The sequence below is a fragment of the Calyptranema fuscum S582 genome, from assembly GCF_055793305.1.
In genome coordinates, this window is the sequence record NZ_JBSLYH010000016.1 from 12,522 (window position 1) to 39,287 (window position 26,766).

Here is a 26,766-nt window from a genome sequence, read left to right on the forward strand (position 1 = left end):
GCGAATCTGCACCCTAAAAAGCTGAGTTTTGCAGATGAATGAGTGTACAAGCTTGCTTGTACACTCATTCATCTGCTGATCAATCGTCTGATCTAAGTAAGGATCGTGGGATTTAAAACTCGATTCTTTTTGAGAGCGCGGCGGAGCCGCCGCGCTCTCAAAAAGAATTACAGGTTAATTAATCTGTGATCCTAAAGGACTGATCGGTTATCGAAGAAAAGACTGGAGATATTGAGTCAGTTTGGGAATCGGCACGACCCCTTCAAAACGGTCGATTTGTTGCCCATTTTTGAAGAATACCAGGGTCGGTAATGCGTATATTTGATACGCAGAGGCGAGTTGAGGATAGTTATCGGTATTAATTTTAACGACTCGCAGTTGAGTCTTAAATTGCTCGTTCACCTGATCCAAAATTTTTGCCATCATGTGGCAGGGACCGCACCGGGGCGAATAAAAATCAACGAGCAACGGTAACTCTGAATCAGCAATCAGGTCTTGAAAACTACCGAACTGTTTCTTAGTAACCATAATCACATCCATAAATGAGAGGTGATAGTTCCATCGTAATCCAGTTTTTGGGGACTCGGCTGAGGTACCCCAAATGCCTTAAGATCGTTTAGCTAATAGCTGTTGGCTGTTAGCTATGGGTTGATTGTTGATCCCGCGATCGCCCTTAGCTAACCGCTGATAGCCTTGTGTTTACGAGGTTGAGATTATGGCAGTATCCCCAGAGACATCGCAGCAATTAAAGGGTCAAGTGGCAATTGTAACGGGTGCTTCGCGGGGAATTGGTCGGGCGATCGCCCTATCCCTGGCTTCAGCAGGTGCCAATGTGGTGGTCAATTATGCCAGTTCTAGCGATGCTGCCGATGCAGTAGTTGCAGAAATTGTGGGCATGGGAGCCGATGCGATCGCTCTCAAAGCTGATGTTTCCCAAGCCGATCAGGTCGATGCCATGGTCAGCGCTGTGATGGATAAATGGGGACGTATTGATGTTTTGGTCAATAATGCTGGCATTACCCGCGATACCTTGTTGCTGCGGATGAAATTAGAAGATTGGCAAGCTGTCATCAACCTCAATCTGACGGGTGTCTTCCTTTGCACCAAAGCGATCAGCAAAGTTATGCTGAAACAAAAATCGGGACGGATTATCAATATCTCCTCTGTCGTCGGTGAAATGGGGAATCCGGGTCAGGCAAACTATAGCGCTGCCAAAGCCGGGGTACTGGGCTTTACCAAAGCCATGGCAAAAGAACTGGCAAGCCGTAGCATCACTGTAAATGCCGTAGCTCCGGGGTTCATTGCGACTGACATGACTCACGGTTTACAGACAGACGAAATCCTCAAGTTCATTCCTCTCAACCGTTTGGGACAACCCGAAGAAGTTGCAGGCTTAGTACGATTTTTAGCAGCCGATCCCGCTGCCGCTTACATTACCGGACAAGTTCTCAATGTAGACGGCGGTATGGTCATGGCGTAGGGATACAGCACTCCACGCTCAGAGCCAGTAGGATGAAGTGTTGGAAAGCGGTGCAGCGCACCGCTTTCCAACACTTCATCTGTGTTTAATTGCCCTGATCGATTGATCACATCGTGCCACGGGTGCCATCCTCTTGAACCGTAGGTTAAGACTGAAGCAATATTTGCTAGCTATCGCGATTCTCAATGGCTTAAATTACAGATTTTTGGTTGTGTGCCGCGCTCTGCGCGATATCCAATTGCGAAGCGTGGTCAGAATCGTAGATGGCATGGAATCTCATGCTTTGTGAAACAGCGACGGCTCTGCCGTCGCTGTTTCGCAAAGCATTGCACAGTTTTAATCAGCTTCAGTTTGAGGTAGAGATGACTTGTAAAACCAGCGGCAATTGGCTGTATCAGAAAACGATTATTTCATGGCTCTACAAACCCAAATTAAGACAACAACTGCCCCTGCTTTACCGCCTATTTGGGCTATATTGCTGGCTCCAGAAAAACTCTAGCTCACCCAAAATTAAAGGTGGACGTACTGTTTTTCTGACTATTATTCGGTTCACCAAAATTTTCAAGTTTACTGATTACGCTCCGCTTAGTCTCGGATCGAGAACCATATTTCTTAATTTGCTTGATCCGCGAATGTTGCAAGTTCCCAATGAACTTCAGTCTAATAATCTGGATACATCGGTACTCAACGTCTTTATCAGGGAAGGCGATACGTTCTTAGACGTGGGGGCAAATCATGGTTCTTTTTCGATCGTTGCTGCTGAATTGTTGGGGCAGACCGGGCAGATCATTGCAGTAGAACCCCAGCCCCACCTGGCAGATCTGTTAGAAAAATCTCTGGCAGCCAATGCCCGTTGTCCCTATGAAATCTACCGAGTTGCCTGTGGCGATCGCGACGATACTATTACCTTTTACATTCCTGATGACACATCGGGGTCTGCCGGAATTTTTCCAGAGTTTTCTGCTGGGGCAGGGGAACAAACGCTTTCTGTGCCTCTCAAACGCTGGGATGATCTGGTCAACTGGCGAAATTTTCCGGGTCAGATTTTTCTTAAGCTCGATGTTGAAGGCAGTGAGTTGCTATTTCTTAAAGGGGCGAGTGAAATGATTGGCACCCGCAAGCCCTTCATCTTGCTTGAAATTAATCCCAATAGTATGCAAGCTGCCGCTGTCAATGCCGATACTCTGATTCAGCAACTGCAAGCGTTGGGCTACACAGAGTTTGTCGAACTGGCGCAGCCCCAACACCGACAATTACTCTCGACTTTAAACACAAACCCTCAGCGCAATATTATTGTGGTGCCGCCTTTACCAACAGATGAGTCATCCTAAAAAAGGCATGATTTTTTGTGGTGCGAGCAACGCCCGCGCTACAAAAAATCATGACATGAATATCACGACCCAGCAGATGAAAGCCGCAGGGTTTAAAGGCGGGGATTGATTGGCTACGCTGTTAAGACGCAATATCTCCCGATGATTTGGAGTCTGCATCAAGACGTTCTAAAACTTTGCCATAGCGTTTGCGCAGCAAAACTGCCAGGATAATCTGCTTCATCACCCAATACAAACTGGTAATGACGAACAGAGAAATGATCATGACAAACGCAGGACGTTTTGACATCAAGTTGTGAAACGTACTAAAAACTACGGCATCTGGTTGAGTAACAAAATCCCAGCTGTTGAACCGCTCAAACCGCCCCAAATAAACACCCACAGCACTGAGCGTGTGCAGCAATAATTCAGCAGGAAAAATCCATCGGCGTAACCCTTGCTGTTGCAGGTAGTAACCCAGGTTGATCAGTGATAAAACATATGCCCCAAACCCTATCAGCATAAAAAGAAGATATTGAGGCACGACCACTAAGGTAATCATCCAGATGGAGGATTCTTGACGAATGTCGTAGACCAAATGAATGATGTCTGTCAATACGTAGGGCGCATTGGGTAAAAATGCAATAAATGTCAGAAGCCCCAGCCACCACAACCAGGATCGCGATCGCTGTTGGCGAAATAACCACACGCTCAGCAGCAAAGGAATGATCGCCAGAAATAAGTTCCAGGTCATCCAACGGATGTGACTGCGAATACTTCTAAGGATCAAGATCACTATATCGATCGCGCTGGCAATCATAGGCATTGGGTTAATAGCTGCGGTAGAGCATTGTGCTCACCATAGCGAATGCTTGGCAAAGATGACAAGTTATCTGCCAACCCTCCCCAAGATCGGTATAGCTTTACGCCATCGTGTTAGAACGGATGCTGTGTTGAAACGTGGCGCAGCGCGCCACGTTTCAACACAGCATCCTGATGGTTTTGTATGCAGAAGGCTATAGATCAGGGCGATCGCTCTTATAAAAACCCGTCAACTATAAATGCTCCAAACTGTTACGATGACTCTGATTGAAGGGCACGGGTATGTTTGACACCACTATGTCAAAGTGATGACCGTAGTCAAATCCTACGGCAGGTTGCCCAGAAAATTGACCAACTTGCGGACACCCGCATACAAAGTAATGTAACAGCCTGTGCAGCTGTTTTAGCAGGGTTAGTATTAGAGAGAGACGATCAGGCAAGTCTTACGGGGAGAACTCTTGCAAGAATCTGTGATTTATGATTTATCAGGAGATTAAAGCTGAAGGCAGAGAAGAAGGTAGGGCGAACGGAGCGCGATCGCTTGTGTTACGACAACTCAATCGTCGATTTGGATCTGTACCAGAGTCTCTTAAAGAACAGATCGCGATGTTATCCTTTAGCGGGCAACGGTCACTGAAAAGCGTAGCTCAAATGGGGTAAACATTCCTGAGGTCACGGGTCTGCCGCTCAATACCAATACATACGTGCCCGAACCAGGAAAGGTAATCGTTGCACTGGGAATGCCTTGCCTCCCCTCCGCTGTTACTGCTGTTAGGGCAGGTTCTTGAACGGGTGAATCGCTTGACCCATGAGGTTCAGGATAAATAGCTAAATGACAGTGACAGTTTGATAAAGGGATAGTTTGTCCACCGCGTTGTGTTAAGATAAACCAGGCTTGAGTGGGTTGACCGGCACGAGGTTGGTCATTGGGTTCGATATGCAGGGTGCCACCGACACTGCCTGAAATCTGCACTTCATGGGCGATCGCTGGAGATGCTATCAGCCCCAATATCAGAACCCAACTCATTCCTAAGCTTAGGCTGCGCCGCAGAAACATAGTAATTCTCCAGAGACAAACGTGTCCAGATCCAACGCCAACGGATTAACAGAACACCCGACACTACAAGGCTGAGCAAGATTGTTTGCAATCCATTCCATGGGGTGAGCTGAAACCCACCTAGATAGTGAGACCCCACCATGGCGGTATGAAGTGCAGCCAGTAAGAAGGCTGGCACTGCCAAAAGGTGCAGGGGTCGCCAGCGACGCCCCAACCGCTTTTGTGCCCCATCAAAACTAGTCAAAGCTGCCGGAGTCATCAGAATCAGGGCGATCGCTCCGATGGCGATACCCCACTGATGTTGGGGCAGCATAAATAGAATGGCTTCCAGCTTCCAGCCCCAGCTGTGTTCCATCATGTGTAGCAGATGGGCAATAGACAGAATAAACGCTCCCACCCCAAAAGCCCGACGATAGGGCAACAACGATGACCAAATGCGGCTGACCGGACGCGCAATCAACGCCAAAACCAAGCAGATCAAAGCACCATGCCCCGTGTAATCGGTCATGGCATAACCAGAACGAAACAGCATCAAAATGCCGATGATCAGCGTTACCCAACTGCCCAACCGAAACAGTTGACTGCGGCGATCGCCGCTGACTAAAGCCGTCAACATTCCAACCCCGACCATAGTGGGTAGTGTTCCCAAACCAAATGCCAGCATAGTGGCGCAACCCCACATCAAACTGCTGGTTTCAGCCGCTTTCACCTGAGCGATGTAGAGAAATCCGCAGGGAATTAGCCCCCAAATCATGCCCAAACTGGCTGGAGTCCACCAATGCGATCGCGATGCCATCCGCATCATCAGCGCATTAAGCCGATGATGTAAGCCATCCTGCCGCGAAGGATGCAGAAACGGAATGGCTGGCAAGAGCTGCGGACTGACCTGGGCTAACCCCATCCAGATCAGCAAAATCCCGGTCAGTAGGGCAATGTATCGACGAGCGTCACTTCCTACCCCTGCCATCTCGCCCCCTGCCACCAAAACAGAGCCGAGGGCACCCATTCCGGCTCCTACCAGGGCATAACTTAAAACGCGTCCTATGTTTAAAAGGACATGAAACCAAATCTGTTGCCAGCGAGAAAAAGGCGTCTCTTGACGGTCATACAGAGAAAACGCAACGGTAATCGGACCACAAACGCCGATGCAATGTCCAAAACTTCCCAAAAATCCCAAGAGCATGATTAGCAGTAAATCCAGCACATTCCTCAAGCTCCAACAGCGGCAGGGTGAGATTTAGGTTATGAATTGAATACGAAGCGAACTACAGATATCCTCAGTCAGCTAACTCTGATCTAGTCGGTGATGGTCTTTAGGGCACTTCTACTATCACAGTATCGGCGATGGGTTGCCCATCATACATCAGTGCTTCATGCCCGTTTGCATTCAGGCTTACCGTGATTTCATGAGTGCCAGAGGCAAGATCGGCGAGATAATACCAGGTTCCATATAACCGAGTAATTTTTACACCGTCAATGTAAAGATGGGCATGTCCTTCGGTTGTGCTGCTCTCTTGATTGACATGTTCAGGTGCAAAGCTAAAGTTTGCAACTTGTAATTCCAGGTTCCATCCTTGCCGCGTATCGGGATGGACGATGAGATGGAGGGTCGGAATGGGTTGATCGGCGGGAATAGCGATCGCCCCATGTTCGTGTTCACCTTCACCCTGCATCTCAGGCATACCCGTCTCAGGTGCATTTAAGTCAGGATGAGACTCCTCGTCAGGATGAGGGTGATCATTCCCTTCATGAGCAATGAGCAGAGGCGCTTGAGGTGGTAAGCCGTTAGCCGCTTGAATTCCCACATTCATTGCTGCCATGTAAATAAAGCTAGTTGCAATCAAGATGACGTTGGGTTTCATGATGTTGTATGGAATAAAACAAAGGCGTTGCTGATTTTATGGTGCTGTGCGGGTTAATTTAGCCCGGTGTTGTGAGGCGCGGAGCGCCTCACAACACCGTCTTTGTACTTAACGGGCTTGTACACCGTTGTGGGGATGAGTTTGAACGCGCTCACAACAACTCGTACTTCACGCAATTGATGAGGATGATCTACCAACCTTTGTCAGACTGATCCAGCACATAAGCTGCTACATCGTCAATTTGATCGGCAGTCAGACGACTCTTAAACGACGGCATCGCCGCTTTACCATTGATTACCTGAGTCTTAATCGCATCTACGGATGCCATTTGAAATTGCTCTAATGCTTCTTTTTTAAGCGTTTTAGCCGAGTTCACCAAATTGCCGCCACCGAGATGACAGGCAGCACAATTGGCTTCAAACACCTTTGCGCCATTTCCTAAGTCGGCTGCAAAAGCAGGTGTATTTAAGACCGACATCAAAACAGTAGTCGCCAACAGTGCGATCGCAAGTAATTTTTTCAGCATGGTTCTCTTCTCCAACACATCCATCAACTAGAACCTTGCTCAGGGGAATTTGCAAAGCATTTTTTCTAGTCGCAGGATAACTTCCATTCCATGCTGCTGAACACAACCCGATCTGTCAAAAGACAGGCTGTCGAACTTAAGTTCACAGATCGAGTAACCCGTGATTCTTGTTAATAGGGCAATGGCGGAGCTGTGGCTCTCTTGACAGGAATTGGATCGATAAAATCCACGATTTCTAGCGTCTTTTAGAGAGGCGATCGCCAAATACCAACTCTACCTGATCCCTTAACCCGATATCTAAGTATTAACAAAGCTCCAGAGTTTTCCCTTACGAAGAAACTCTAGGTTCCAAGACTGACGGGATTGAACATCCCGAAAAACAAGGAGATTTTTTCACTGAGATTGCGTATTTTCTGCGGCAACAAAACAAGGAAATTACTGTCGCCAAACCGAGCGATCTTTTTAATACTTGAATCTATAAGTCTAATCATTACCTTCAGATGTCCGATATCTTGAAATCTATTTGAAATGAGCGTTCACCTCAAAATTGGATTTGAGAAATTTAGTGAGATACATGATTTGATTTCCAATAGTTGCGGCTTTATAAACTGATTTGAACTTAAACAGGATTGGTTACAGATTTCGGTATAGCTGCTTTTGATGGGTTTATGACTACGGTTTTACCCATCACTTTTGCCTCTTCATTAGCTTAGATTATTGTCAGCCGTATGACGATAATCCTCATATTTAAGTGCTGTTTTAGAGTCCTATTTTTAACGTTTTAACAGTTATCAACTTACCCTTGACCTATCAGGAGAAATTTCGTGAGCTTTAGACCTATTCGTAGTGCCGTAACTATCACTGCAACACTAGCGGGAGTTCTTTTTGCAAACGCTGCTCATGCCCAGTCTTTAACATTACGGTCTGATTTACTGCGAACCTTTAATACTTACGTCCAGAACGAGAGCATTCCCTTTGCCAACGCCAATCTTTTTCAGCTCAATCCTAATACTCTGCGGTTTGAACAGGGTCTGAGTGATGTTGCCGTTTATTTTGTCAATGAGGGAGCAGGATATAGAAGCGCGTTGTCTTATTCCGCCAATGGGGGCGCGCAGCACCTGATTTTTGGTGACATTTCATCACCCAATAGTGTTCTGCCTGAGGCGAATGGTTCACTCAAGCTTGGTCAAGGGGTTAGCTTAGGTAATTTTTCCGGTTCCACCAACCTTAGCTTTTTCCTTAAGGCAAATTCTTACTACGGTGGGAAATATGTCTATGGTGCAGATGCGCGAGCAAATCCCGATGGCTTACAACATCTGATTGCCTATAACTATTTCGATACTGTAGAGAAACAAAACTACGCAATTCTAGGGTTTGAAGATTTGTATGGTCCGTATCGGAAAACGGGGGGACTCAACCAAAATTCCGATCGAGATTTTAACGACGTTGTGATCGCGGTAAGAGGTGTGACCGGGGATGCCGTCCCTGTCCCTGAACCGATGACCCTGATGGGTGGTTTTAGCACTGGTCTATTGGGTCTACTGATCTATGCCCGTCGTCGTCGCAATACTCAAGTTAAAAATGGCTTAGGATCGTGGATTAAATAAGATTGAAGATTGAATCGTTTGGAGGGGCGAACGGCCGTTCGCCCGTACAACACATCATCGGAGTTATTTATAGCAGTATGCAAGTTCGTTAAGTACAGAAACGGTATTGTGGGGCGCTCCGCGCCCCACAACACCGTACTGAATCAACCTGCACAGCGCTATAATTTCCATTCCTTAGGATTACAGAGTAGTGAACCTGTCATTCTCACTGAGAAGGCAACAGCTTCGCCGTTGCCTTCTCAGTGAGAATTAGGTTTGATAAAATCTACGACCCTGAACAAATTGCTTTCATAGCGGTATGTATGACTAGCTAGACTGCTCTAACCGCCGTTGCCATTCGGCATCAATTTTGTCAGCTTGTGACAGCTCCTGTTCAGTTAAATCCTTCTCTGTGGTGTATGCCAGATCTGCTTCGTCAATCACGGTTTCTGAGGCAAACTGACGCGCAAAGGCTATTTTCTGACGCACCTCATCCCCAGCCTGGTTTAGTAAGTCAGCCCTTTCTAGACGTTGCTCATTGCGGGCTTCGATTTTAGCATTGCGTCTTTTTAGCCAAAAGTAGCGAATCAAGGGTACGGCTAAGAAGCCGATGCCATATGCCAATAAGACCCAATAAATATTGCTGACAAAGGCGACCAATCCACCCAGTTGAGCGGCGATTGTTCCATCTTTTAGCAAATAGCCCAGCATCAACGCGCCCACTACATTGACCGCACCCAATGAAATGGCACCCATCAATTGCCCGGATGTGGCTTCACTGAAACGCCAGAGTGATTCTTTGAGGTAAGCCGATACAGGTTGAGGCTGTTGTCGAGTTGCCATCACCTGAAGTTCTGGGAAGTGGTAGATGAGTTGTCCTTCTGGACTGACCTCCGGACGTCCATTAAACCGCGTCAGTACGGGCAACATATATTCTTCGTATTCATTGCTGTATCCCTCGCCAACCTGATCTAGATAGGGAGAAATTTGCTCGGCAACGATCGCCCCCTGGTGATTCCGAATAACCGTGGCGATCGCCTGCCAACGTTTTTCTTCTAGTTCTGCATTAGGATTGCCATCACCAAATAAAAACGAGAAGATTGCCTCCAAAAAGTTCATTTTAGAGTCAGCATTATCTCTGCGGGTTCGAGTCTGCCGGCGATAATATCGACGCTCGTTGTAGTTGGGCGAAAAGAACCAAAACAGATCGGGCCCAAACCAAACGCGAGGGAGAAAGATAAACCCACCCCCCGAACCGCCGCGACGATCATTGTTTTCGTTGTTTTGGCTAGAACTCAGGGCAATCAAAATAATGGCGATCGCCAGGACAATTAAGACAATCGAGGCAATCAGCAAAATGCCAAAAGAAATCCGGATCAGGTAAAACAAAACCTGCCAGACTTTTTTCCACAAAGCCTGGAGTCGCAACCGCAGATATTTGCCCTGGAGAATGGTACGAAAACTGGGAGGAAATAAATAAGCAATTTCTCCGGACTCTGCAACCTGTAAGTGCCCACCGGCTTCCGATGCCAAGACCAAAAGTCCTTGCTCTGCCAACTTAATGTCAATTCCTGCTTGAGACGCAACATCACCCGCTGTGACCCGGTAATCGAGCGTCTCAACCGCTCTCATAATATTGGGATCTGGAGCCATGCCTATCCCTCACTGTCGTTTGGACTAAAATTCTGCCTAAGAACCATAAATTAAATGAAACCTAGTAGACCCAATTAAATGTTTTGTAACGGGGTGCGGGGGTGGAACCCCTGCGTGGGGGCGCAGCCCCCACCCCCCATGTTGCAAAATTTAGTACCTACACTACTAGAGGTTTATTTCTGGCAGCGCGGCGTCGCCGCGCTGCCAGAAATAAATCTTCGATTTTATTCAATCCACGATCCTAATTATTCTTAGTATAGGATTGTGTTCTTCACTTCGTGGGCGCTGAGGCGCAGAACACCTGCCGGGAAGACGAGTCACATTTGAGAGCCAAATCGGCGTTAAACTAAGTTTGAACCATAACAGAATAGACGTCGAATCCATCAGACCTTTAAAATCATCCAAGTTAGTCATCCAACATTAAGCAGCTATGCCTAGAAGTCAGCGCAACGATAACTTCATCGACAAAACTTTCACTGTCATGGCAGATCTGATCTTGAAAGTTTTGCCCACCAATAAAACCGCTAAAGAAGCATTTGCTTACTACCGAGATGGCATGTCTGCCCAAGCCGATGGTGAATATGCTGAGGCGATGGCTAACTATAACGAAGCATTGACCCTGGAAGAAGACCCCTACGATCGCAGTTTTATCCTCTACAACATGGGGTTGATTCACGCTAGCAATGGTGAACACGACATCGCGTTAGAAAAATATCAGGAAGCGCTAGAGTTAAATCCTCGCATGACTCAATCGCTCAACAATATTGCTGTGATCTATCACTATCTGGGTGAGCAAGCGCAATTGAACGGCAATACTGAAGCGGCGGATGAGTATTATGATCAGGCTGCTGAGTATTGGCAACGGGCGATTCGACTGGCACCTAACAACTACATTGAGGCGCAAAACTGGCTGAAAACGACGGGTCGCGCCAAAATTGACGTGTATTTTTAGAGTGCCTGGATTGTGTTTCAAATGGGTGATGATTTTCATGAAACGCTTACGGCGTGAGCGTTTCATGAAAATTCTGACCTGTCTAGATCCTCGCCTTGAAAACGAATGGATCTTCGCTATTTGGATTAGCGGTTAGCTAAACCTTAACCCTCAAACCTTAAATTTAGTCTTAAATCACTCATGTTGAATCGCGATCAAGTTCAGAAAGTGGCTCACTTAGCCCGTTTAGATTTGACTCCTGATGAAGAGGAGAAGTTTACGACCCAGTTGAGTAGTATTTTGGATTATTTTGAGCAACTCAGTGAGCTAGATACCTCAACCGTGGCACCGACCGCACGCGCAATTGATGTGAGCAATGTGGTGCGTCAAGATCACCTCAAACCTTTTAGCGATCGCGACGTGATCCTCGATGGTGCGCCCGATCGTGAAGGGGAATTCTTCAAAGTTCCCCAAATTATGGGTGGCGAATAGTTGAAGCCATAGAAACGGGCAATGCTCATAATCGTAAAATATTTACGGACAAGTCTAGGGGCACGGTGTTAGGCTGGTTCTAGAAGAAGTGGTGTTTTAACGGTATTGGGTCTAGAACCTATCCGAAACGTGCTTAGAAACGTTGATCTTCGTGACCAAAGGACATGAAATCAATGGTTTGGATAGGCTCTCAGGGTTACGAATCTGCCAACCCTCAACCCGATACCCTGAAACATTACCTGGAAAAAGCATGGATCGTTAAGACAACCATGATGCAGCCTGTGAACCCAGATTGGTAGAAGCATGATGAAATGGCGATCGCTCTACGTCTGGGCATTAACTTTATTCTGGCTAGTTTGCAGTGGAACTGCCCAGGCCAGTCCACTGGCAGAACGGCTTTCGCAATTTCCCGATTGGCAAACCAAGCCTCTTGTGCAAGCTGCCAAGGGAGACTTAGTTTATCCCGACTGGTTTTCAGGGACATGGGATGTCACGACCACGCTGGTTGACTTAGCAGCACCCCTGGCTCCAGATATTGTCACACCAGGATTTGAAGGTAATCGCCAATATTTGCAGCAACCGATTTCCTTTCAAGCCCGATTTATAGAACAAAATGCCAACACGTTAAATTTACCCTTTCCTATTCCGCCGTCTTTGGTGCCCGATTCCTGGAACTTGATTTCTACAAACGTTGTGGCAGATCGTGCCTTTAACGGTCTCAATTTGGCAAATGCTTATCTCGATGACACAGAAACCGCAGAGTCGTCTCCTGTGTTAGCCGTCAAAGTTGATTCGCGTAATCCCAATCGCCAAATCACGTTGTTGAAAGATAATCGTCAACTGGTATCAACCATTACTGGACGTGCTACAGAAACTATTGATGACGATCAGTTCTTCACAACCGAAGTTTTTCTTCAAGAGTTTCGGGGCATGATGCAGCCCTACTTCAACACAGTGGAAACCACCACAGCGTATTTTTATCATCCTGATGAAAATCCCCAGGTGACAGCCGATCAGGTCACAGCCATTTATTTATCGCCCCAAGACCCCGATTACTTTAAGGCAAGCGATCGCCCCATTGCGCTATATCGCTACCAGCTTGAATTTTATCCCGTTGGGGTAAGCGAAACGACCTTCTCAAGATAAATCTGTGTTTTAGGGGCACGGACTGGTTTGTGTCAGAATCCCACTCTGAAACGCTCTGGCACAACCCGATTGGATGCCTGGCATAAAATTTATAAGCTGAAATGAGAGTCAAATTGATCCCAGTTGAACTCAAGTTGATATATAGTGTTGAGCGAAACCCAGTACATTTAAAAGTCTAGGTTTCATGACTTTTAGGATCACAGTTCCAATAGACATCAGTCATTGGTTGGAAGTGTCGTGCAGCGCGTGGCACTTCTAAAAATGAGTCGGAACGTTTGTTTTTGCGATCGCAAGGTACAAAAATAAACTCTTCTAACCCCTATTGGAATCGGTTATTAATGTTTTGACCTGGAACGTTGCATATCAGGGCAGCTACTCATAATCCAATTCGACTCTTTCGTAATGAGGAGTAAAGCAAAGAATGACCGCAAGAGTTTATCCTAGCCTGCCGATGCTGTGGTTTAAGCAAATCCTGCATTTGGGTAGAAAGTCCTGGTGGATGTCCCTTTTAATTTGGTGTGTGGCGATCGCCCCTGCCCGCGCAGAACTAGAACTACGGGTTGCGATTGAACAAGATGCCAGCCAAATAAAAATTGGTAGCTCGACGACTGCCGTTGTCAAAGATGCCTCTGGGCAAGTGCTAGAGCAACTCCCAGCCATGAAAGCAATCAACGCCGAAGCTCAATCTGGCAGAATTGTGCTGGATCAATGGCAAACTGGGCATCTTTGGGTCGAACCCAGCGAGGGTGGATATGTATTCATTGGCGATAAATGGTATCGCGGGCGAGCACTCGTTGTGCCCACCAGTTCGGGGCTAACAGCGGTGAACTATGTGGATCTCGAACAATATCTTTATAGTGTTGTGGGTGGCGAAATGCCCACAAACTGGCATCTTGAAGCCCTGAAAGCGCAAGCGGTTGCCGCACGTTCCTACGTTTTATATCGTCGGCAAACCAGCGCCAACTCCGTTTTTGATGTTGGCGATACGCAAGCTTGGCAAGTCTATAATGGCATCGAAGAAGAAACTGACAGCACCCGTGCTGCTGCTGAGGCTACAAGGGGGCAAGTGCTGACCTACAACGGTCAAATTATTGAAGCTGTCTTTCATTCGTCCTCTGGTGGATACACCGAAAACGTAGAGGATGTCTGGTCTAATCCATTGCCTTATCTTCGTGCTGTGCAAGATTATGACCAAAATGCACCCGTTTATCAATGGTCTGCGAATTTTACCTCTGATGCCATGCGCCGCAGAATTACGGGCATTGGCGATATTATTTCATTTCAGCCACTCGAAACAACTCAGCACGGCCGTGTTATGAGTATGCAGGTGATTGGGACGGCTGGGACTCGGGTTTTAAGTGGCAATGAAATTCGCAATGCCTTAGATCTCAGAAGTACGCTATTTAGTATCGCTCCACAAATGGGAAATGTGGCTAGTGCAGGTAATGCGGTGACTCAGCCAACCGGGTTTCAGGTGACTGGACGTGGCTTTGGGCATGGTTTAGGCATGAGTCAGTGGGGAGCCTATGCTTTGGCGCAACAGGGCTACACCTATCAACAAATTGTGACTCATTATTACACCAATGCTGTTTTGTCTGTTATTCGTGTGGAATAAAGAATAACTGGATTGGCAATAGTTTTGTCCTGTGGCTAAGGATCGTAGATTTAATGCAACTGAAGATTTGGTGTGGGAAGTGCGGCTCCGCCGCGCTTCCCACACCAAATCTTTGGATTTGAATTCATTTGTCATCCTCAGGATCACAGATAAATGAATCTGTCATTGTTTTGAGAGAGCAACGGCTCCGCCGTTGCTCTCTCAAAACAATGTGGATTTGATTACGTCCACGATCCTTAAGTCTAGCCTGGATTATTCATGACCCCTTCTAAAAAATGGCTGAACTGCTTATCCAGAATGGCTTCTAGTGATTTCTTGATTTCGACAGTGTGTTTTTATACATGGAACTCGAAACGAAACGCGCAGAAGGGTTTTAGAATTGCCAAAAACTCTGGTGAATAATCCAGGCTAGAGAATCCAGCAGAGTTCTGGTAAAGACTCAACTTTACGTGGGAACTCTGACATTAGTCTCTTTCCAACCCACAAATTTATGGCAGATATCGAGCTGACTCTCGCTGCACCTATGCTACTTGAGCCAAAGATTCTTAACCCTCTAACGGCAATCCAATCATCTGACCATGAGATAGATATTGTCTCTGCTCGACAGGTTGTTTTGAAACTAGTTGATACAGGCTCATCGTCTCAGATAGGAGTACAGGGCAATGACAGCAGGTTGATTTCGCCGCCCATTGTGGAAAAAATGCAGCGCTTGATGGACATCGTTGCTAAATTGCGATCGCCGGATACGGGCTGGTCGCCTGATATTCCCCAAACTCCAGAAACCATTACTCCCTATGTGTTGGAAGAGGTTGAGGATGTTTTAGATGCCTTACAAACCGCTCTACCCGATACGGAAGCTAACGACGATCTATCCCCGCCCGCCTCGAACCCAACTCATTGGCAACACTATTTTTCGCTAGAAACTCTGGAACCCTGGCTGATCTGGTGTGCCGCGCGGAGTGCCTATGCGACTATGCGATTACTGGAAGGTATTGCTGCAACGGTGCAACAGACGGAGACAGAAACGCAGTCTGGGGTGTTGAGGTTAGCCATGGTTTTGCACATGCGAACACCCGAAGCCACCTGGGCGATCGATCTGGTGACCCATCAGTTACCCCCTGCTTTACTATCGGCAGACACCCTTATCCAAACGCCCGACTACGCCGTGTGCAGCCAACCCTCTGCGGTTGGTAAGTTGCTGCACGATGTGGTGAATCAAATGCAAATGACGACCCCTGCTATTCGTCAGTTTTTAGAAGGGGCACAAATTGAGGCGTTGATCCCCCGTCATGGCTGGCAATCTGGGAGCCTTCAGGTGAATTTGGGATTGCAATTTATTCCCAATGCGGTTGATCCCAGCATCAACCAACGGTTAATGCCCGAAATGGTAGTGGCTGACATGGAGACGGTTGCGTCAGATTTGCGATCGCCCATTCTAGCGCCTCTCATTAGCTTCACCGATGCTGATTGGGTCAACCGCTATCAGCAAATGGTTGTCTACCAACAGCTTGCCCAAATCTTACCCCACCTTGACAGTTTGCAACGCGCTAAGAATACGACCCAGCCGATATCGGAGCTGGTGATTCCGTTAGTCAAGGATGTCCAGGCTGCCACAGAGTTGTTACAAACCTCGCTGGCACTGTCTGGACGAAATTTACCTCAACAAGAGTTGGGCTTAGACGAACTGACCCTACGCGTGCTCTGGTGTTTTAACCGGAGTGCGGATGAAGTGATGCAACTCATGGGTGGGTTGAAAGGCAAGCTATTGCAACCAGGCAGTGAATGGGAAACGGGTAGTTTGCGGTTGCAAGTGATTTTGCAAGTTACCACCCCAGAATTAGATTGGAAACTGGATTTAGTCACCGGGCGATCGCCGACTGGCAACCACTCTCAACTGGCAGATGATGCTATTCTTGATGCGACTGATAGCCCCTGGTGTCAGCAGCCAACGCTGGTGAAAACGCTACAAGAGAAAGTGTTTAGCCAACTGCATCAAACTACCCCTGAAATTAAACTGTTGATGGAAGGGGTTGCAGTGGATTGGCTCAATTCTGATCACGAATGGCAGCCGGGGATTATGCATCTCAGCGTAGACTTCGAGTTTGTTCCAGAATCACGACAGTTTTGCCTACCCGTTATTCTGTAATCCCGTCAGCACGGTCGGATGGCATTTTGTGTCTGTTTGGTAGACAAACCCTGAAACCTAAATCGAAGATTTAATGATGGAAGCGCGGCGACGCCGCGCTTCCATCATTAAATGTCCGATTTTTATGTAATGTGTGACTCTAAGGATCGTGGATTGAATAAGATCGACTATTAGATCGTTTGTAGGGGCGAACGGCCGTTCGCCTCTACAGCAAATCATCGACGTTATTCAAGTCCCATTCCTAAGCGTCTGATTTGAGATATCCAGCGGCGATCGCCTGTTCAATCATCTGTTCGACCGTATTCCATAAATCTGGTGTGCCTCTCTTCACGGCTTGCATCCGCTGACGTACCTGGTTGTGGTGAATATTGTGCAAACGCCAGGTGCCGCCCTGGGTCTGCATATTGTGTAAAAATGGTTGCAAACAATCCAGTGCCTTGGCAAAGCGGGCATCGTCCGTGTCTCCGGCTTCAAATTCGTCCCACAATTCGCGGAAGAAAGCGCGTTGACCGCTGGGCAATAGCCCAAACAACCGATCCGCAGCCTGTTGTTCCCGCTCTGCTTTGCTTTGGTTGCCCTGCGTATCGTAGCAAAACGTATCTCCAGCATCAATTTCTACCAAATCGTGGATCAATGCCATTTGCATGACGCGTAGTAAATTGATGGGATTTGGGGCATATTCCGCCAGAGCGATCGCCATGATGGCGAGGTGCCAGGAATGTTCTGCACTATTTTCTCGACGCGACCCATCAGTTAATAACGTTTGCCGCAGCACTAGCTTGAGTTGATCGATCTCCAGAATGAACTGAATTTGTTGATTGAGTCTGTTAGTATCCAATTGGATTGATTCCATAGCGGTGATGATAAACGAACAACAGCGATCGCAAATTGAGTCTATTATTCAAACTCTTAGACACGATCTACCCACCTTGTTTGCACAAGATATCTCTTACGATATTTACTCTCAAGATATTTATTTCCGCGATCCCGTTAATACGTTCAAAGGCAAGTTGAATTACCGCATTATTTTCTGGACTCTGCGGTTTCACGGACGACTATTTTTTACAGCCCTCCATTTTGATTTACACACGGTCACGCAGACTGAAGAAGATACCGTTTTAGCCGTGTGGACGGTCCGAGGGACGTTGCGGGTTCCCTGGAATGCACAGATTTTTTTCAACGGGACGTCTACCTACCGCATCAGAAATGGGTTGATTTACGAGCATATTGATACCTGGGATCGCAAGCCAGGAGAAGTTTTGCGACAGTTTTTTCAGAAGCCGCCTGTGCCCAATTAAAGGTTGGCGCTACCCGCTTCAGGACTGAGTGTTTTTACCGTAAATCGATCGGTTCTTCTAAAACTAATTAGGGCTGATTACGTAAGTTCCTCCGGTGTCATTTGAGCATTTTATTGGGGGACGGGGAATACTAAAAGACAGACGAAACAACGCCAATGCATTATGCCAATCTGAGCTGTTTGATTCAGTAAATCAACGGAGTTGTGGAGACATCCTACCAGGTTTCCGTTATTTACACTCTGCGTTGTCAATCATAAGTACGTAGGCACACTTAAATCTGAAACCCCCAAATTTATACTACGTACGGACGATACAGAATGTGGAATCGAGGCTTTTAATTGTGTCTAGATCCGTATATGGCGGTACGCGTTAGGGTTAGGACGGGGTGCAGGGGTGAAACCCCTGCGTGGGGGGCACCGCCCCCACCCCCCGATGTCTTAACTGGATTGCGTAGAGCCATAAACCAAATCTATTTTGGGGACTTAAAGATGTTGCAGGAGGTTTGGGCAAATTGCCCCTTTGCAAAATCGATAAGTCGATTCAGTTTGCACATGGTCTTGGGTTACAACCGAATCATTATTCTTAAATTTGGCAATTGCTCTAAGCGATATTGGGTTCCATGAAGCATCTCAGCCGCCATCAGAATTTAGAGACTGAAATGACCGGGTTCGCCAGTGATCATGCTGGTCACCCTGTTAATTCGTTATCACAACGAAACTCCCTCGCCGGATGCCAAACAATGGACACTGATACCCACAAGCACAATCGACCCAATGCATCTCGGCAACGTCAAGAGCGAGTGAGTGAGGATCAGAGTTCAGCGGCGGGTGGGAGTGCTCCGTCAGTTGAGTCAAGACGTTCAGCGGCGGATCTGAAGCCTGTATCTGTCCCAAAATCATTGCATCCGCTGATTGCTCAAGCCAACCAAAAAATTGCGATCGCCACCTTTACTGCTCAAATTATTGAGCACATTCACGAAACGTTTCAGATCAATACCGTTTTTGAAAAAACTGCCTCAGAATTACGCCAGTTTCTCCACGCAGATCGGGTGATTATTTCCCAGGTATTGTCAGATCATGTGATCAATCAAGCGGAGATGGTAGACCTTCCCTGGACGCTGAGCCCCGAGCAAAGAAGTTCGCAAAAAGCCTGGTATCAACCCTGGATGGAGAGTTTTCGAGAACGCCACCCGCAAATTATTGAAGACTTATCCAAGCCATCAGCGCTGCCTGCGGCAATCACCACAGCCTTAGACGATCAACAAGTCAAAGCTGCCATATTCATGCCCATCATGATTAAAGAGCAGATCTGGGGATTGTTGATTGTGCATCAATGCACCAGTCCGCGCGCTTGGCATGAGTCTGAAATAGAGTTGCTGAAGCAACTGGCGACGCATTTGGGTATTGCAATTGATCATGCAGAACTCCATCAACATTTGCACCAATACAACATCGAGTTAGAACGCAAATATCAATTGCAAAATGCCCAACTGCAATTGGCGTTTGAGTTTGAGGCGACCTTAAAGCGGATTACAGACAAAGTTCGCGATAGTTTAGATGAAACTCAAATTCTCCAGGGGGCGGTGCAAGAACTGACGATAACCATTGGTATCAGCGGTTGTAATGCAGCTTTGTATGATTTAGAGAAAGGCACGTCTACGATTTGCTACGAACATACAACAGCCGTTTCTCCATCTCAAGGGCGGGTCGCCAATATGAAGGCGTTTCCCGAAATTTATTCTCAACTGTTTACAGGGCATTCCTTTCAGTTTTGTTCAATTGTCCCTAATCCAGTGCGGGGGCATGTTTCGATGCTGGCATGTCCCATTCTGGATGATCAAGGTGTTTTAGGAGATCTGTGGTTGATCAACCACAAGTTTTATGCGTTCAGCGAGCAAGATATTCGCCTGGTGCAGCAGGTTGCTAACCAATGTGCGATCGCGCTACGTCAAGCCCGACTTTATAAAGCAGCTCAGGCACAGGTTGCTGAACTAGAACGGTTAAATCGGTTAAAGGACGATTTCTTGAGTACGGTTTCTCATGAACTGCGTACGCCCATTGCCAGCATCAAAATGGCAACTCAAATGCTGGAGCTAACGCTCGATAAAGCCGGTTTGTTAGAAGCAACTCGTACACCTGTAGCACGCTACTTACAAATTTTGCAGGGCGAATGCAATCGGGAAATCAATCTGGTCAACGATTTACTTGATTTATCACGTTTAGAAGCTCAGGTTGAGCCGGTCAATTTGCGATCGATGTCGTTGCAAGATTGGGTGTCTGATCTGGTTGAACCGTTTGTAGAACGCACAGATAAACAACAACAGCAATTTCAAATCGAAATTCCATCTGGGTTAATCCATCTCACCTCTGACTTTTCGAAACTCGATCGAATTCTGGCTGAACTTTTGCAAAATGCCTGTAAATACACACCGCCGAAAGAACAGATCTGGCTGACAGTGAGATTGTTGAGAAACGATCTAAAAATTAGTGTGAGCAATTCGGGTGTAGAGATTCCTATCGAAGAGCGATCGCGCATTTTTGAGAAGTTTTATCGCATTCCCAATACCAAAGATCCCTGGAAACATGGGGGAACCGGGTTGGGCTTGGCATTGGTCAAAAAACTCGTCGAACAGCTCAATGGATTGATTGACGTTGACTGTATTGCAGGCACCACTACGTTTACCGTCACCATTCCGCTGAATCAGTTAGAAGAACGACAGGCATAAGGGTTTGATACGATCCAATCTACAGCGATTTTCAATCGCTTAAAACCAGGTTATTTTTGTGAGAGCCGCGCGGAGCGCGGCTCTCACAAAAATAACTATGGCTTACTCAAGCGCAAAGCGCTGTAATTGAGAAGTGGCAGTTGACTATCGGTCAACTGCCACTCTCCCTATTCATTCAAACTGGTTATAGATCAGATAGTTTGAGAGCCGCGCAAAGCGCGGCTCTCAAACTATCTGTCTCATTCGGGTGACGATCTAGATGGAGCGCCTGTGAACTAATCGGCTTCTGCGACCCCACTGCCGTCAACCTCAGCCGATTTAAACCGACGCATCAGGCGATCGCTCAAACTAATCACGATCACATACAACACCGGCACAATAAACAAGCTCAAAAACGTAGCAACGAACATACCGCCAAATACCGCTGTTCCTAACGACTGCCGACTACCCGCCCCAGCACCAACTGCCGTAGCCAATGGGAAAATACCAATCAGGGTTGAGAAAGAGGTCATGAGAATGGGGCGCAATCGTTCTTGAGATGCTTCGACCACCGCCTTGGCGATCGGCAGCCCCTCGCGACGCAACTGGTTGGCAAACTCCACAATCAAAATCGAGTTTTTACTGGCTAAACCAATCAGCATCACCAGCCCCACCTGACAATAGACGTCGTTGATCAAGCCCCGCAACGACTGAGCTAACAACGCCCCTAAAATTGCCAGGGGTACAGCCAACATAATGATCAGAGGGTCAATAAAATTCTCATACTGAGCGGCGAGTACGAGAAATACAAATATTAAACCCAATCCAAAAATAAAGGGTGCCTGCCCGCCCGAATCCACTTCTTCTAACGATGTCCCCGACCATTCATAGCCAAAACCAGGCGGCAGAACTTGGGCGGCAAGCCCCTGCATTTTTTTCAAGGCATCCCCCGAACTAAATCCCGGAGCCGCAGACCCAGTAATTTCAATAGACCGGAACAAGTTGTAATGGGTAATGTTTTGGGCACCTGTTGTCGATGTTAACGTCACCAGACCGCTGAGCGGAATCATTTGACCTTGTCCAGAGCGGACATAGAGTTGACCGACATCTTCGGGTTTAGCGCGAAACTGCTCGTCGGCTTGAACGTAAACCCGATAGTTTCGTTGACCTAAGGTGAAGTCGTTGACATACTGCGACCCCATCGCCGTTTCCAACGTACTAAAAATGTCGTCCACTGAAATATCCAGCGCCTTGGCTGTATTGCGATCGACCTCTACAACCATCTGAGGTGTATTGGCTGCAAATGTCGTGAAAACGGCTTGCAGACCCGGTGTTTGATTCGCCTCGCCGATAATTTGCCCTGTGGTTTGCACTAACCCACCCAGATCACTGCTGCCTCTACGATCTTGGAGTTGGAAGCTAAATCCTCCATAGGTTCCTAACCCTTGAATAGGGGGCAAGTTGATGGGAATCACTCGGGCTTCGGGAATCGAAATGAATTTAGGAAATAAGCTACCAATAATGGCTTGTACCGATTGATCGGGGCGGGTGCGCTCATCCCAGGGCTTGAGCGTAGTGAAGATAATTCCATTATTTGCCGTGCTGCCGCTAAAGCTAAAGCCACCAACCGCAAATACACCCACGGCTTCCGGTAAATCAAGCAGCTCTTTTTCAACTTTCTGCATGACTTTATCGGTGTAATTGAGAGAAACACCTTCGGGAGCCTGAATGATCGTGACAAAATACCCCTGATCTTCTTCGGGCAAAAATCCACTCGGTACCGTCACAAATAGATAGGCTGTGAGTCCTAAAGACAGAACAAATAGACCCAGGATGATCATTTTGAACCGCACCAGCCGACCGAGTGCTTGCTGATAGCCCCGTCGCCACCAGTCTTGTAAGCGATTGAAGCCATCGAAAAATCCAGTTAACCAGCGCGGTGGGCGTTGTCCGGGACGCAACATCAATGCCGCTAGCGAAGGCGTTAAGGTCAGCGCGAAGAGGGTGGAAATTGCAGTCGAGAAGGCGATTGTCAGTGCAAACTGGCGATAGAGTGCGCCCGTGGTTCCTGGGAAAAAAGCGACGGGTACAAACACTGCCATTAGCACTAACGAGGTTGCAATCACTGCGCTCCCTAGTTCTTGCATGGATGCGATCGCCGCTTGTTTGGGTGTGGATCCCTTTTGCTGAATTAATCGGCTCACATTTTCTACAACGATGACGGCGTCGTCCACAACCATCCCCGTTGCCAGGGTTAGACCAAAAAGGGTGAGCGTGTTAATCGAAAAGCCGAACGCTTTAACAAAGATAAACGTACCAATCAGCGACAGTGGAATTATAATCGCTGGAATCAGCGTAGTGCGCCAATCTTGCAGGAAGACGAAGATCACTAAAACGACCAGCAGAACCGATTCAATCAATGTCTTCAGCACTTCTGACATCGACTCTTCCACAAACAGCGTGGTGTCAAACGCCACCTGATACTCTAATCCGGGTGGAAATGTCTTTGCCAGGTTTGCCATTTCTGCTTTAGCTGCACGGGCAACATCAAGGGCATTACTCCCAGGCAATTGCGTAATCCCGATGCCAACGGCATTCTTTCCTCTATATCGCAGGAATGTGCTGTAGTCTTCAGCCCCCAGTTCGGCTCGCCCAACATCTTTTAAGCGGGTTAAGTTACCATCCTCTCCAGTTCTCAGAACAATTTCCTCAAACCCAGCTACATCCGTCAGTCGGCTGGCTGCGCGTAAGTCAATCTGATATTCCTGATCGCTGGAAATTGGAGGTTGACCAATTCGCCCTGCCCCAATTTGAATGTTTTGTTCAGTCAGGGCATCTACTACATCTCTGGGGGTGAGTCCACGGCTGGCAAGACGACTGGGGTCTAACCAGATGCGCATGGCATACTTCCGTTCTCCAAAGATTTGCACCCCCCCGACCCCTTTGATGCGCTTAATCGCATCCACCATATAGAGGTCGGCGTAGTTGCTCAAAAATAGGTTGTCATACTCCTCATTTTCTGAAAACAGACCGATCGCCAACAGAAAGTTGCTATTTTCTTTGGTGACCTGCACCCCAGTCCGCTGAACACTTTCAGGTAACTGAGGCGACACAATCGAGGCTCTGTTTTGGACATCTACTGCTGCCAGATCAGGATCTCGTGAAGAGTCAAACGTGACCGTGATATTGCTAAAACCGCTGTTGGTGCTGCTAGAAGAAATGTACCGAACTCCCTGAACCCCGTTAATTTCTCGCTCCAAAATATTCGTAACGCTGCTCTCTACAATCTCTGCATTGGCTCCGGTGTAGTTTGCGGCAACGGTGACTTGGGTCGGGCTGATGTTGGGATATTGGGCAATCGGTAACGTTGGAATAGAGATGACTCCAACGAGCAGAATGATCAGCGCAAGAACGATCGAGAAGACAGGTCGCCTGATGAAGAAGTTGGAGAACATACAGATGCGGTAGGTCGAAGGACTGCAAGGAGAAGGTAGACCAACGTGTCGGGGGCAGTTTTGCACTCATTATGCGATCGCAAAAACCGCAGCACCTGACATTTGGTATGACGGTTGAGGGTCAACAAGAGAGCAGATCAGGAGTTGAACGGCGATCGCCAACAGCGATGGATTGAATATGCAACAGCTCTTTCTGTCACGTTGTCTGAAAATCAATCTTTTAAAGAGAAGAGGTTGATGTTTGCATAGGTCTTAACCACCCGAATTAGGAGTTTCGGGAGCGATTGGCGCACCATCAGACAAATTGAGAATCCCTGAAACAACGATTTTTTCTCCAGGCTGAAGCCCTTCGATCACCTGATATTTGTTCCCTTGAAGGGCACCCAACTGAATTTCTCGTTGCTCTGCAACCAACATCGGCGGTTGACCGGGTTCAGCCAATTGTTGCTTGGCAACAAAGACAAACGGTTGCCCCCCTAATCGAGAAATTGCTGATGATGGGACTAAAACGCCGGATGAACTATTCCAGATCACTCTGGCTTTGACATATTGCCCATCGAGCAATAAGCCTTGCAGATTATTAAAGGAAGCTTTTGCCAAAATACTTTGGGCTGCCACATCGACTTGAGGAGAGATAAAGCTAATTTGCCCCGTGCCCAGCGTATTCCCTTGCGGATCTGTTAATTCAACCCGTAGCCCTTGGCGTAGACTGGATCGGCGTTCTAGAGGAATGGATAGCCTTAAATCAAGTGCCTGGTTTTGGGTCACGGTGGTCAAGGTCGTACTGCTATCGGCAAAATCGCCAATTTTGACAGGGATATCGCCTACCGTTCCAGAGAAGGGCGCAACAATAGTGGCATCTTGCAGTTGGGCACTTGCCAGAGACGCGTTGGCTTGTGCCTGTTGCAGTGCTGAGTCTGACTCAGCAAGGCTGGCACGAGAAGCATTAATCCGTTCACTAACCGCGTTGAGGGCGGCGATCGCGGCACGGCGATCGCGTTCTGCAATGTCTAACTCTTGCTGCGATCGCGCCCCTTCGTTGACTAGTATTTCAGCCCGACGATATTCGGCTTCTTGCAACTCTACTTCAGCCTCAGCCGAAACCCGTTCTGCTTGTAGAGCCTGTAACTCAGATGCGGCATTGGCTCGAATTGCCCGAGCTGAATTGACGCTGGCTAAAACACTGGCAAATTCTGCTTCTCGCTTTTCTGGACTGAGTTCTACTAACGGAGTTCCTGCCTCGACTACATCGCCTGACGTGACAAAAATTTGGCTGACCCGTCCTTCAATTTCTGGCTTAAGAACGACCGAATTTCGAGATTCTAAACTTCCCACAAATTCTGAAAAATCTTGAATGGATTCACTTCTCACTGTTTCCAGCCTGACGGGAATCCCTTGAGCTGCCGCAGGTTGAGCCGCAGCTCCCTGAGCTTGCTTACCCGTCCACCAACGCCATCCCAAGCTACCTCCAACGAGCAAGATCACTACCCCAAGAATGAGGAGCCAGGGTGGATTAGATGATGACGGTGGATGAGAAGGAGATGCGTCAATAGCATTTCCTTGGTTTTCGATAGTCGGTCCTAGCGTGTCGGACGAAGGCTTAGAGGATGACATCTTCGTTTCCTAGAAGTTGAGCTAAATCAGGGACGTTGAGCTAAATCAGATTAGTGATGCGGCGATCGCTAGAACTGGCTAGTTCAGAACGAAATGCGTGCAAATCTTGCTACCGTTGATGGCGTAATAGATGCTGAGCCAGGTAAATTGTAAAAAATTTATTAAACATTAGCATATCAATTTAGTACAGGTGCTTTGTCAAGCAACGCCTGAGCTTATCGCTCTGGAAGGATTCTGGCAAGAACCTTGGATAGATGTTGATCGATCAAATAAGGGGTTAGAACTGGTAATGAGACGCTACAAGACCCCGGTCAGAGCAACGAGAAGAGACCTTTGAAGAGACTCTTAAAATCGTAGGCAACGAATAGAGGGGGTAATGAGTTTAGAGAAGGTAATGAATTGGGGGCGATCGCCATTTCCTCGGCGGAGAAGGCTATGGAAAGGAGGAGCGATAAACCGCAATCAGCGCTGCATTGAGGGCAACATGCTGGGCGTGATGGGTCAAATGACTATCCGACTTTTATGGAATTTTATGAAACGTGATGATATGGATGGAACGTGATGACGGGGCTTTAACTCGATCTTGTGGATCTTGGATAAGTGATGTTAAGGATTGGTCAGCAAGCCACACTGCCATTCGTAAGGTGTGTGGAGCTAGCCACAACGTGTCACAGGTGCTTTGTTTATGCAAGCCCAGTGGTGTTTTTTATTACCCCCTGAGCAGCAGTTCTGTTCCTACGACCTAACTTTCGACTGTGCTTTCAACCTTAACTTTATCAATACGTGTACTGGGTAGTTCGGGCAGGAGATAGGCTGCAACGTCAAGCAGTGAGATGCAGCAGAGATGGTCTCAATAAAGGTAAACAAATTTTAAGGGCAGAACATCACCCAATAGAACTAAACCTATTGGCTTAATCGGATAGCTGCCTGGTGTAGAAGGTAAGGGTATTGCTTAGTAGCGAGATGAATTTGAATGTGAAGCACTCTGGTCTGACGTTCAAATTTATCCCCAAAACCGTTACCTGTAAGGTGGGCATCTTGACTGCTATAGCCCCCAGACAAATCAAGA

General features: G+C 47.4%; 22 protein-coding genes. 12 read left to right on the forward strand and 10 right to left on the reverse strand.

The window, feature by feature from the left end; genetic code table 11:
- Nucleotides 1-207 precede the first annotated feature (207 nt).
- Nucleotides 208-528 carry a thioredoxin gene (trxA, locus tag ACR6Z4_RS12785; protein WP_479717663.1) on the reverse strand — a complete coding sequence of 107 codons (321 nt, stop codon included), beginning with the start codon at nucleotides 526-528 and terminating at the stop codon, nucleotides 208-210.
- A 187-nt stretch (nucleotides 529-715) separates the two neighbouring features.
- On the opposite strand from trxA, the gene fabG reads away from it, so the two are divergent.
- Both fabG and ACR6Z4_RS12795 read left to right on the forward strand, forming a co-directional pair.
- Nucleotides 716-1,480 carry a 3-oxoacyl-[acyl-carrier-protein] reductase gene (fabG, locus tag ACR6Z4_RS12790; RefSeq protein ID WP_479717664.1) on the forward strand — a complete coding sequence of 255 codons (765 nt, stop codon included), beginning with the start codon at nucleotides 716-718 and terminating at the stop codon, nucleotides 1,478-1,480.
- Between the two features lie 263 nt (nucleotides 1,481-1,743).
- Nucleotides 1,744-2,811 carry an FkbM family methyltransferase gene (locus ACR6Z4_RS12795; protein WP_479717665.1) on the forward strand — a complete coding sequence of 356 codons (1,068 nt, stop codon included), beginning with the start codon at nucleotides 1,744-1,746 and terminating at the stop codon, nucleotides 2,809-2,811.
- Nucleotides 2,812-2,932: 121 nt separating this feature from the next.
- Here ACR6Z4_RS12795 and ACR6Z4_RS12800 read toward each other — a convergent pair whose 3' ends face one another.
- Nucleotides 2,933-3,610, reverse strand: coding sequence for a DUF1361 domain-containing protein (locus tag ACR6Z4_RS12800; RefSeq protein ID WP_479717756.1), 678 nt, complete (start codon nucleotides 3,608-3,610; stop codon nucleotides 2,933-2,935).
- Nucleotides 3,611-4,089: 479 nt separating this feature from the next.
- Here ACR6Z4_RS12800 and ACR6Z4_RS12805 point away from each other — a divergent pair, with 479 nt between their 5' ends.
- Entirely contained in the window at nucleotides 4,090-4,272 is a 183-nt protein-coding gene (locus ACR6Z4_RS12805) for a DUF4351 domain-containing protein (RefSeq protein WP_479717666.1), read from the forward strand.
- On the opposite strand, the gene ACR6Z4_RS12810 is transcribed toward ACR6Z4_RS12805, so the two are convergent.
- From ACR6Z4_RS12810 to petJ, 4 genes are all read right to left on the reverse strand, one after another.
- Nucleotides 4,229-4,639 carry a hypothetical protein gene (locus tag ACR6Z4_RS12810; RefSeq protein ID WP_479717667.1) on the reverse strand — a complete coding sequence of 137 codons (411 nt, stop codon included), beginning with the start codon at nucleotides 4,637-4,639 and terminating at the stop codon, nucleotides 4,229-4,231. The two genes, ACR6Z4_RS12805 and ACR6Z4_RS12810, sit on opposite strands and share 44 nt — an antisense overlap.
- On the reverse strand, nucleotides 4,587-5,873 hold the full coding sequence (locus tag ACR6Z4_RS12815; protein WP_479717668.1) for an urease accessory protein UreH domain-containing protein: 1,287 nt from the start codon (nucleotides 5,871-5,873) through the stop codon (nucleotides 4,587-4,589). Before ACR6Z4_RS12815 ends, ACR6Z4_RS12810 begins: the two co-directional genes overlap by 53 nt.
- A gap of 109 nt (nucleotides 5,874-5,982) precedes the next feature.
- Nucleotides 5,983-6,531, reverse strand: coding sequence for a hypothetical protein (locus ACR6Z4_RS12820; protein WP_479717669.1), 549 nt, complete (start codon nucleotides 6,529-6,531; stop codon nucleotides 5,983-5,985).
- Nucleotides 6,532-6,721: 190 nt separating this feature from the next.
- Nucleotides 6,722-7,054 (reverse strand): cytochrome c6 PetJ, encoded by a 333-nt coding sequence (gene petJ / locus ACR6Z4_RS12825; protein WP_479717757.1) that lies wholly within the window; start codon nucleotides 7,052-7,054, stop codon nucleotides 6,722-6,724.
- A gap of 827 nt (nucleotides 7,055-7,881) precedes the next feature.
- On the opposite strand from petJ, the gene ACR6Z4_RS12830 reads away from it, so the two are divergent.
- Nucleotides 7,882-8,664 carry a DUF4114 domain-containing protein gene (locus tag ACR6Z4_RS12830; protein WP_479717670.1) on the forward strand — a complete coding sequence of 261 codons (783 nt, stop codon included), beginning with the start codon at nucleotides 7,882-7,884 and terminating at the stop codon, nucleotides 8,662-8,664.
- A gap of 306 nt (nucleotides 8,665-8,970) precedes the next feature.
- On the opposite strand, the gene ACR6Z4_RS12835 is transcribed toward ACR6Z4_RS12830, so the two are convergent.
- A complete protein-coding gene (locus ACR6Z4_RS12835; RefSeq protein WP_479717671.1) occupies nucleotides 8,971-10,296 on the reverse strand; it encodes a hypothetical protein in 1,326 nt (441 codons plus the stop codon).
- Between the two features lie 430 nt (nucleotides 10,297-10,726).
- Between ACR6Z4_RS12835 and ACR6Z4_RS12840 the strand changes: the two genes are divergently transcribed.
- The 6 genes from ACR6Z4_RS12840 to ACR6Z4_RS12865 all read left to right on the forward strand — a co-directional run bounded on the left by ACR6Z4_RS12840 (nucleotide 10,727) and on the right by ACR6Z4_RS12865 (nucleotide 16,626).
- Entirely contained in the window at nucleotides 10,727-11,248 is a 522-nt protein-coding gene (locus ACR6Z4_RS12840; protein ID WP_479717672.1) for a photosystem I assembly protein Ycf3, read from the forward strand.
- Nucleotides 11,249-11,428: 180 nt separating this feature from the next.
- A complete protein-coding gene (gatC, locus tag ACR6Z4_RS12845) occupies nucleotides 11,429-11,719 on the forward strand; it encodes an Asp-tRNA(Asn)/Glu-tRNA(Gln) amidotransferase subunit GatC (protein ID WP_479717673.1) in 291 nt (96 codons plus the stop codon).
- 173 nt (nucleotides 11,720-11,892) lie between these two features.
- On the forward strand, nucleotides 11,893-12,018 hold the full coding sequence (locus ACR6Z4_RS12850; protein ID WP_479717674.1) for a hypothetical protein: 126 nt from the start codon (nucleotides 11,893-11,895) through the stop codon (nucleotides 12,016-12,018).
- A gap of 4 nt (nucleotides 12,019-12,022) precedes the next feature.
- Complete coding sequence (locus ACR6Z4_RS12855) at nucleotides 12,023-12,865, forward strand: DUF6816 family protein (protein ID WP_479717675.1); 843 nt, start codon at nucleotides 12,023-12,025, stop codon at nucleotides 12,863-12,865.
- Between the two features lie 421 nt (nucleotides 12,866-13,286).
- Nucleotides 13,287-14,480 (forward strand): SpoIID/LytB domain-containing protein, encoded by a 1,194-nt coding sequence (locus tag ACR6Z4_RS12860; protein ID WP_479717676.1) that lies wholly within the window; start codon nucleotides 13,287-13,289, stop codon nucleotides 14,478-14,480.
- Between the two features lie 490 nt (nucleotides 14,481-14,970).
- The gene (locus tag ACR6Z4_RS12865) at nucleotides 14,971-16,626 is read left to right on the forward strand and encodes a hypothetical protein (RefSeq protein ID WP_479717677.1); all 1,656 of its coding nucleotides are present in this window, start codon (nucleotides 14,971-14,973) and stop codon (nucleotides 16,624-16,626) included.
- 241 nt (nucleotides 16,627-16,867) lie between these two features.
- Here ACR6Z4_RS12865 and ACR6Z4_RS12870 read toward each other — a convergent pair whose 3' ends face one another.
- Complete coding sequence (locus ACR6Z4_RS12870) at nucleotides 16,868-17,479, reverse strand: HD domain-containing protein (protein ID WP_479717678.1); 612 nt, start codon at nucleotides 17,477-17,479, stop codon at nucleotides 16,868-16,870.
- Nucleotides 17,480-17,486: 7 nt separating this feature from the next.
- Here ACR6Z4_RS12870 and ACR6Z4_RS12875 point away from each other — a divergent pair, with 7 nt between their 5' ends.
- Together ACR6Z4_RS12875 and ACR6Z4_RS12880 are read left to right on the forward strand one after the other, a co-directional pair.
- The gene (locus tag ACR6Z4_RS12875) at nucleotides 17,487-17,924 is read left to right on the forward strand and encodes a DUF2358 domain-containing protein (protein WP_479717679.1); all 438 of its coding nucleotides are present in this window, start codon (nucleotides 17,487-17,489) and stop codon (nucleotides 17,922-17,924) included.
- Between the two features lie 739 nt (nucleotides 17,925-18,663).
- Nucleotides 18,664-20,649 (forward strand): sensor histidine kinase, encoded by a 1,986-nt coding sequence (locus ACR6Z4_RS12880; protein WP_479717680.1) that lies wholly within the window; start codon nucleotides 18,664-18,666, stop codon nucleotides 20,647-20,649.
- Nucleotides 20,650-20,924: 275 nt separating this feature from the next.
- On the opposite strand, the gene ACR6Z4_RS12885 is transcribed toward ACR6Z4_RS12880, so the two are convergent.
- Both ACR6Z4_RS12885 and ACR6Z4_RS12890 read right to left on the reverse strand, forming a co-directional pair.
- Nucleotides 20,925-24,083: an efflux RND transporter permease subunit gene (locus ACR6Z4_RS12885; RefSeq protein WP_479717681.1), complete on the reverse strand. Its 3,159-nt coding sequence runs from the start codon at nucleotides 24,081-24,083 to the stop codon at nucleotides 20,925-20,927.
- Between the two features lie 252 nt (nucleotides 24,084-24,335).
- Nucleotides 24,336-25,697, reverse strand: a complete 1,362-nt coding sequence (locus ACR6Z4_RS12890; RefSeq protein WP_479717682.1) for an efflux RND transporter periplasmic adaptor subunit — start codon at nucleotides 25,695-25,697, stop codon at nucleotides 24,336-24,338.
- Nucleotides 25,698-26,766 lie beyond the last annotated feature (1,069 nt).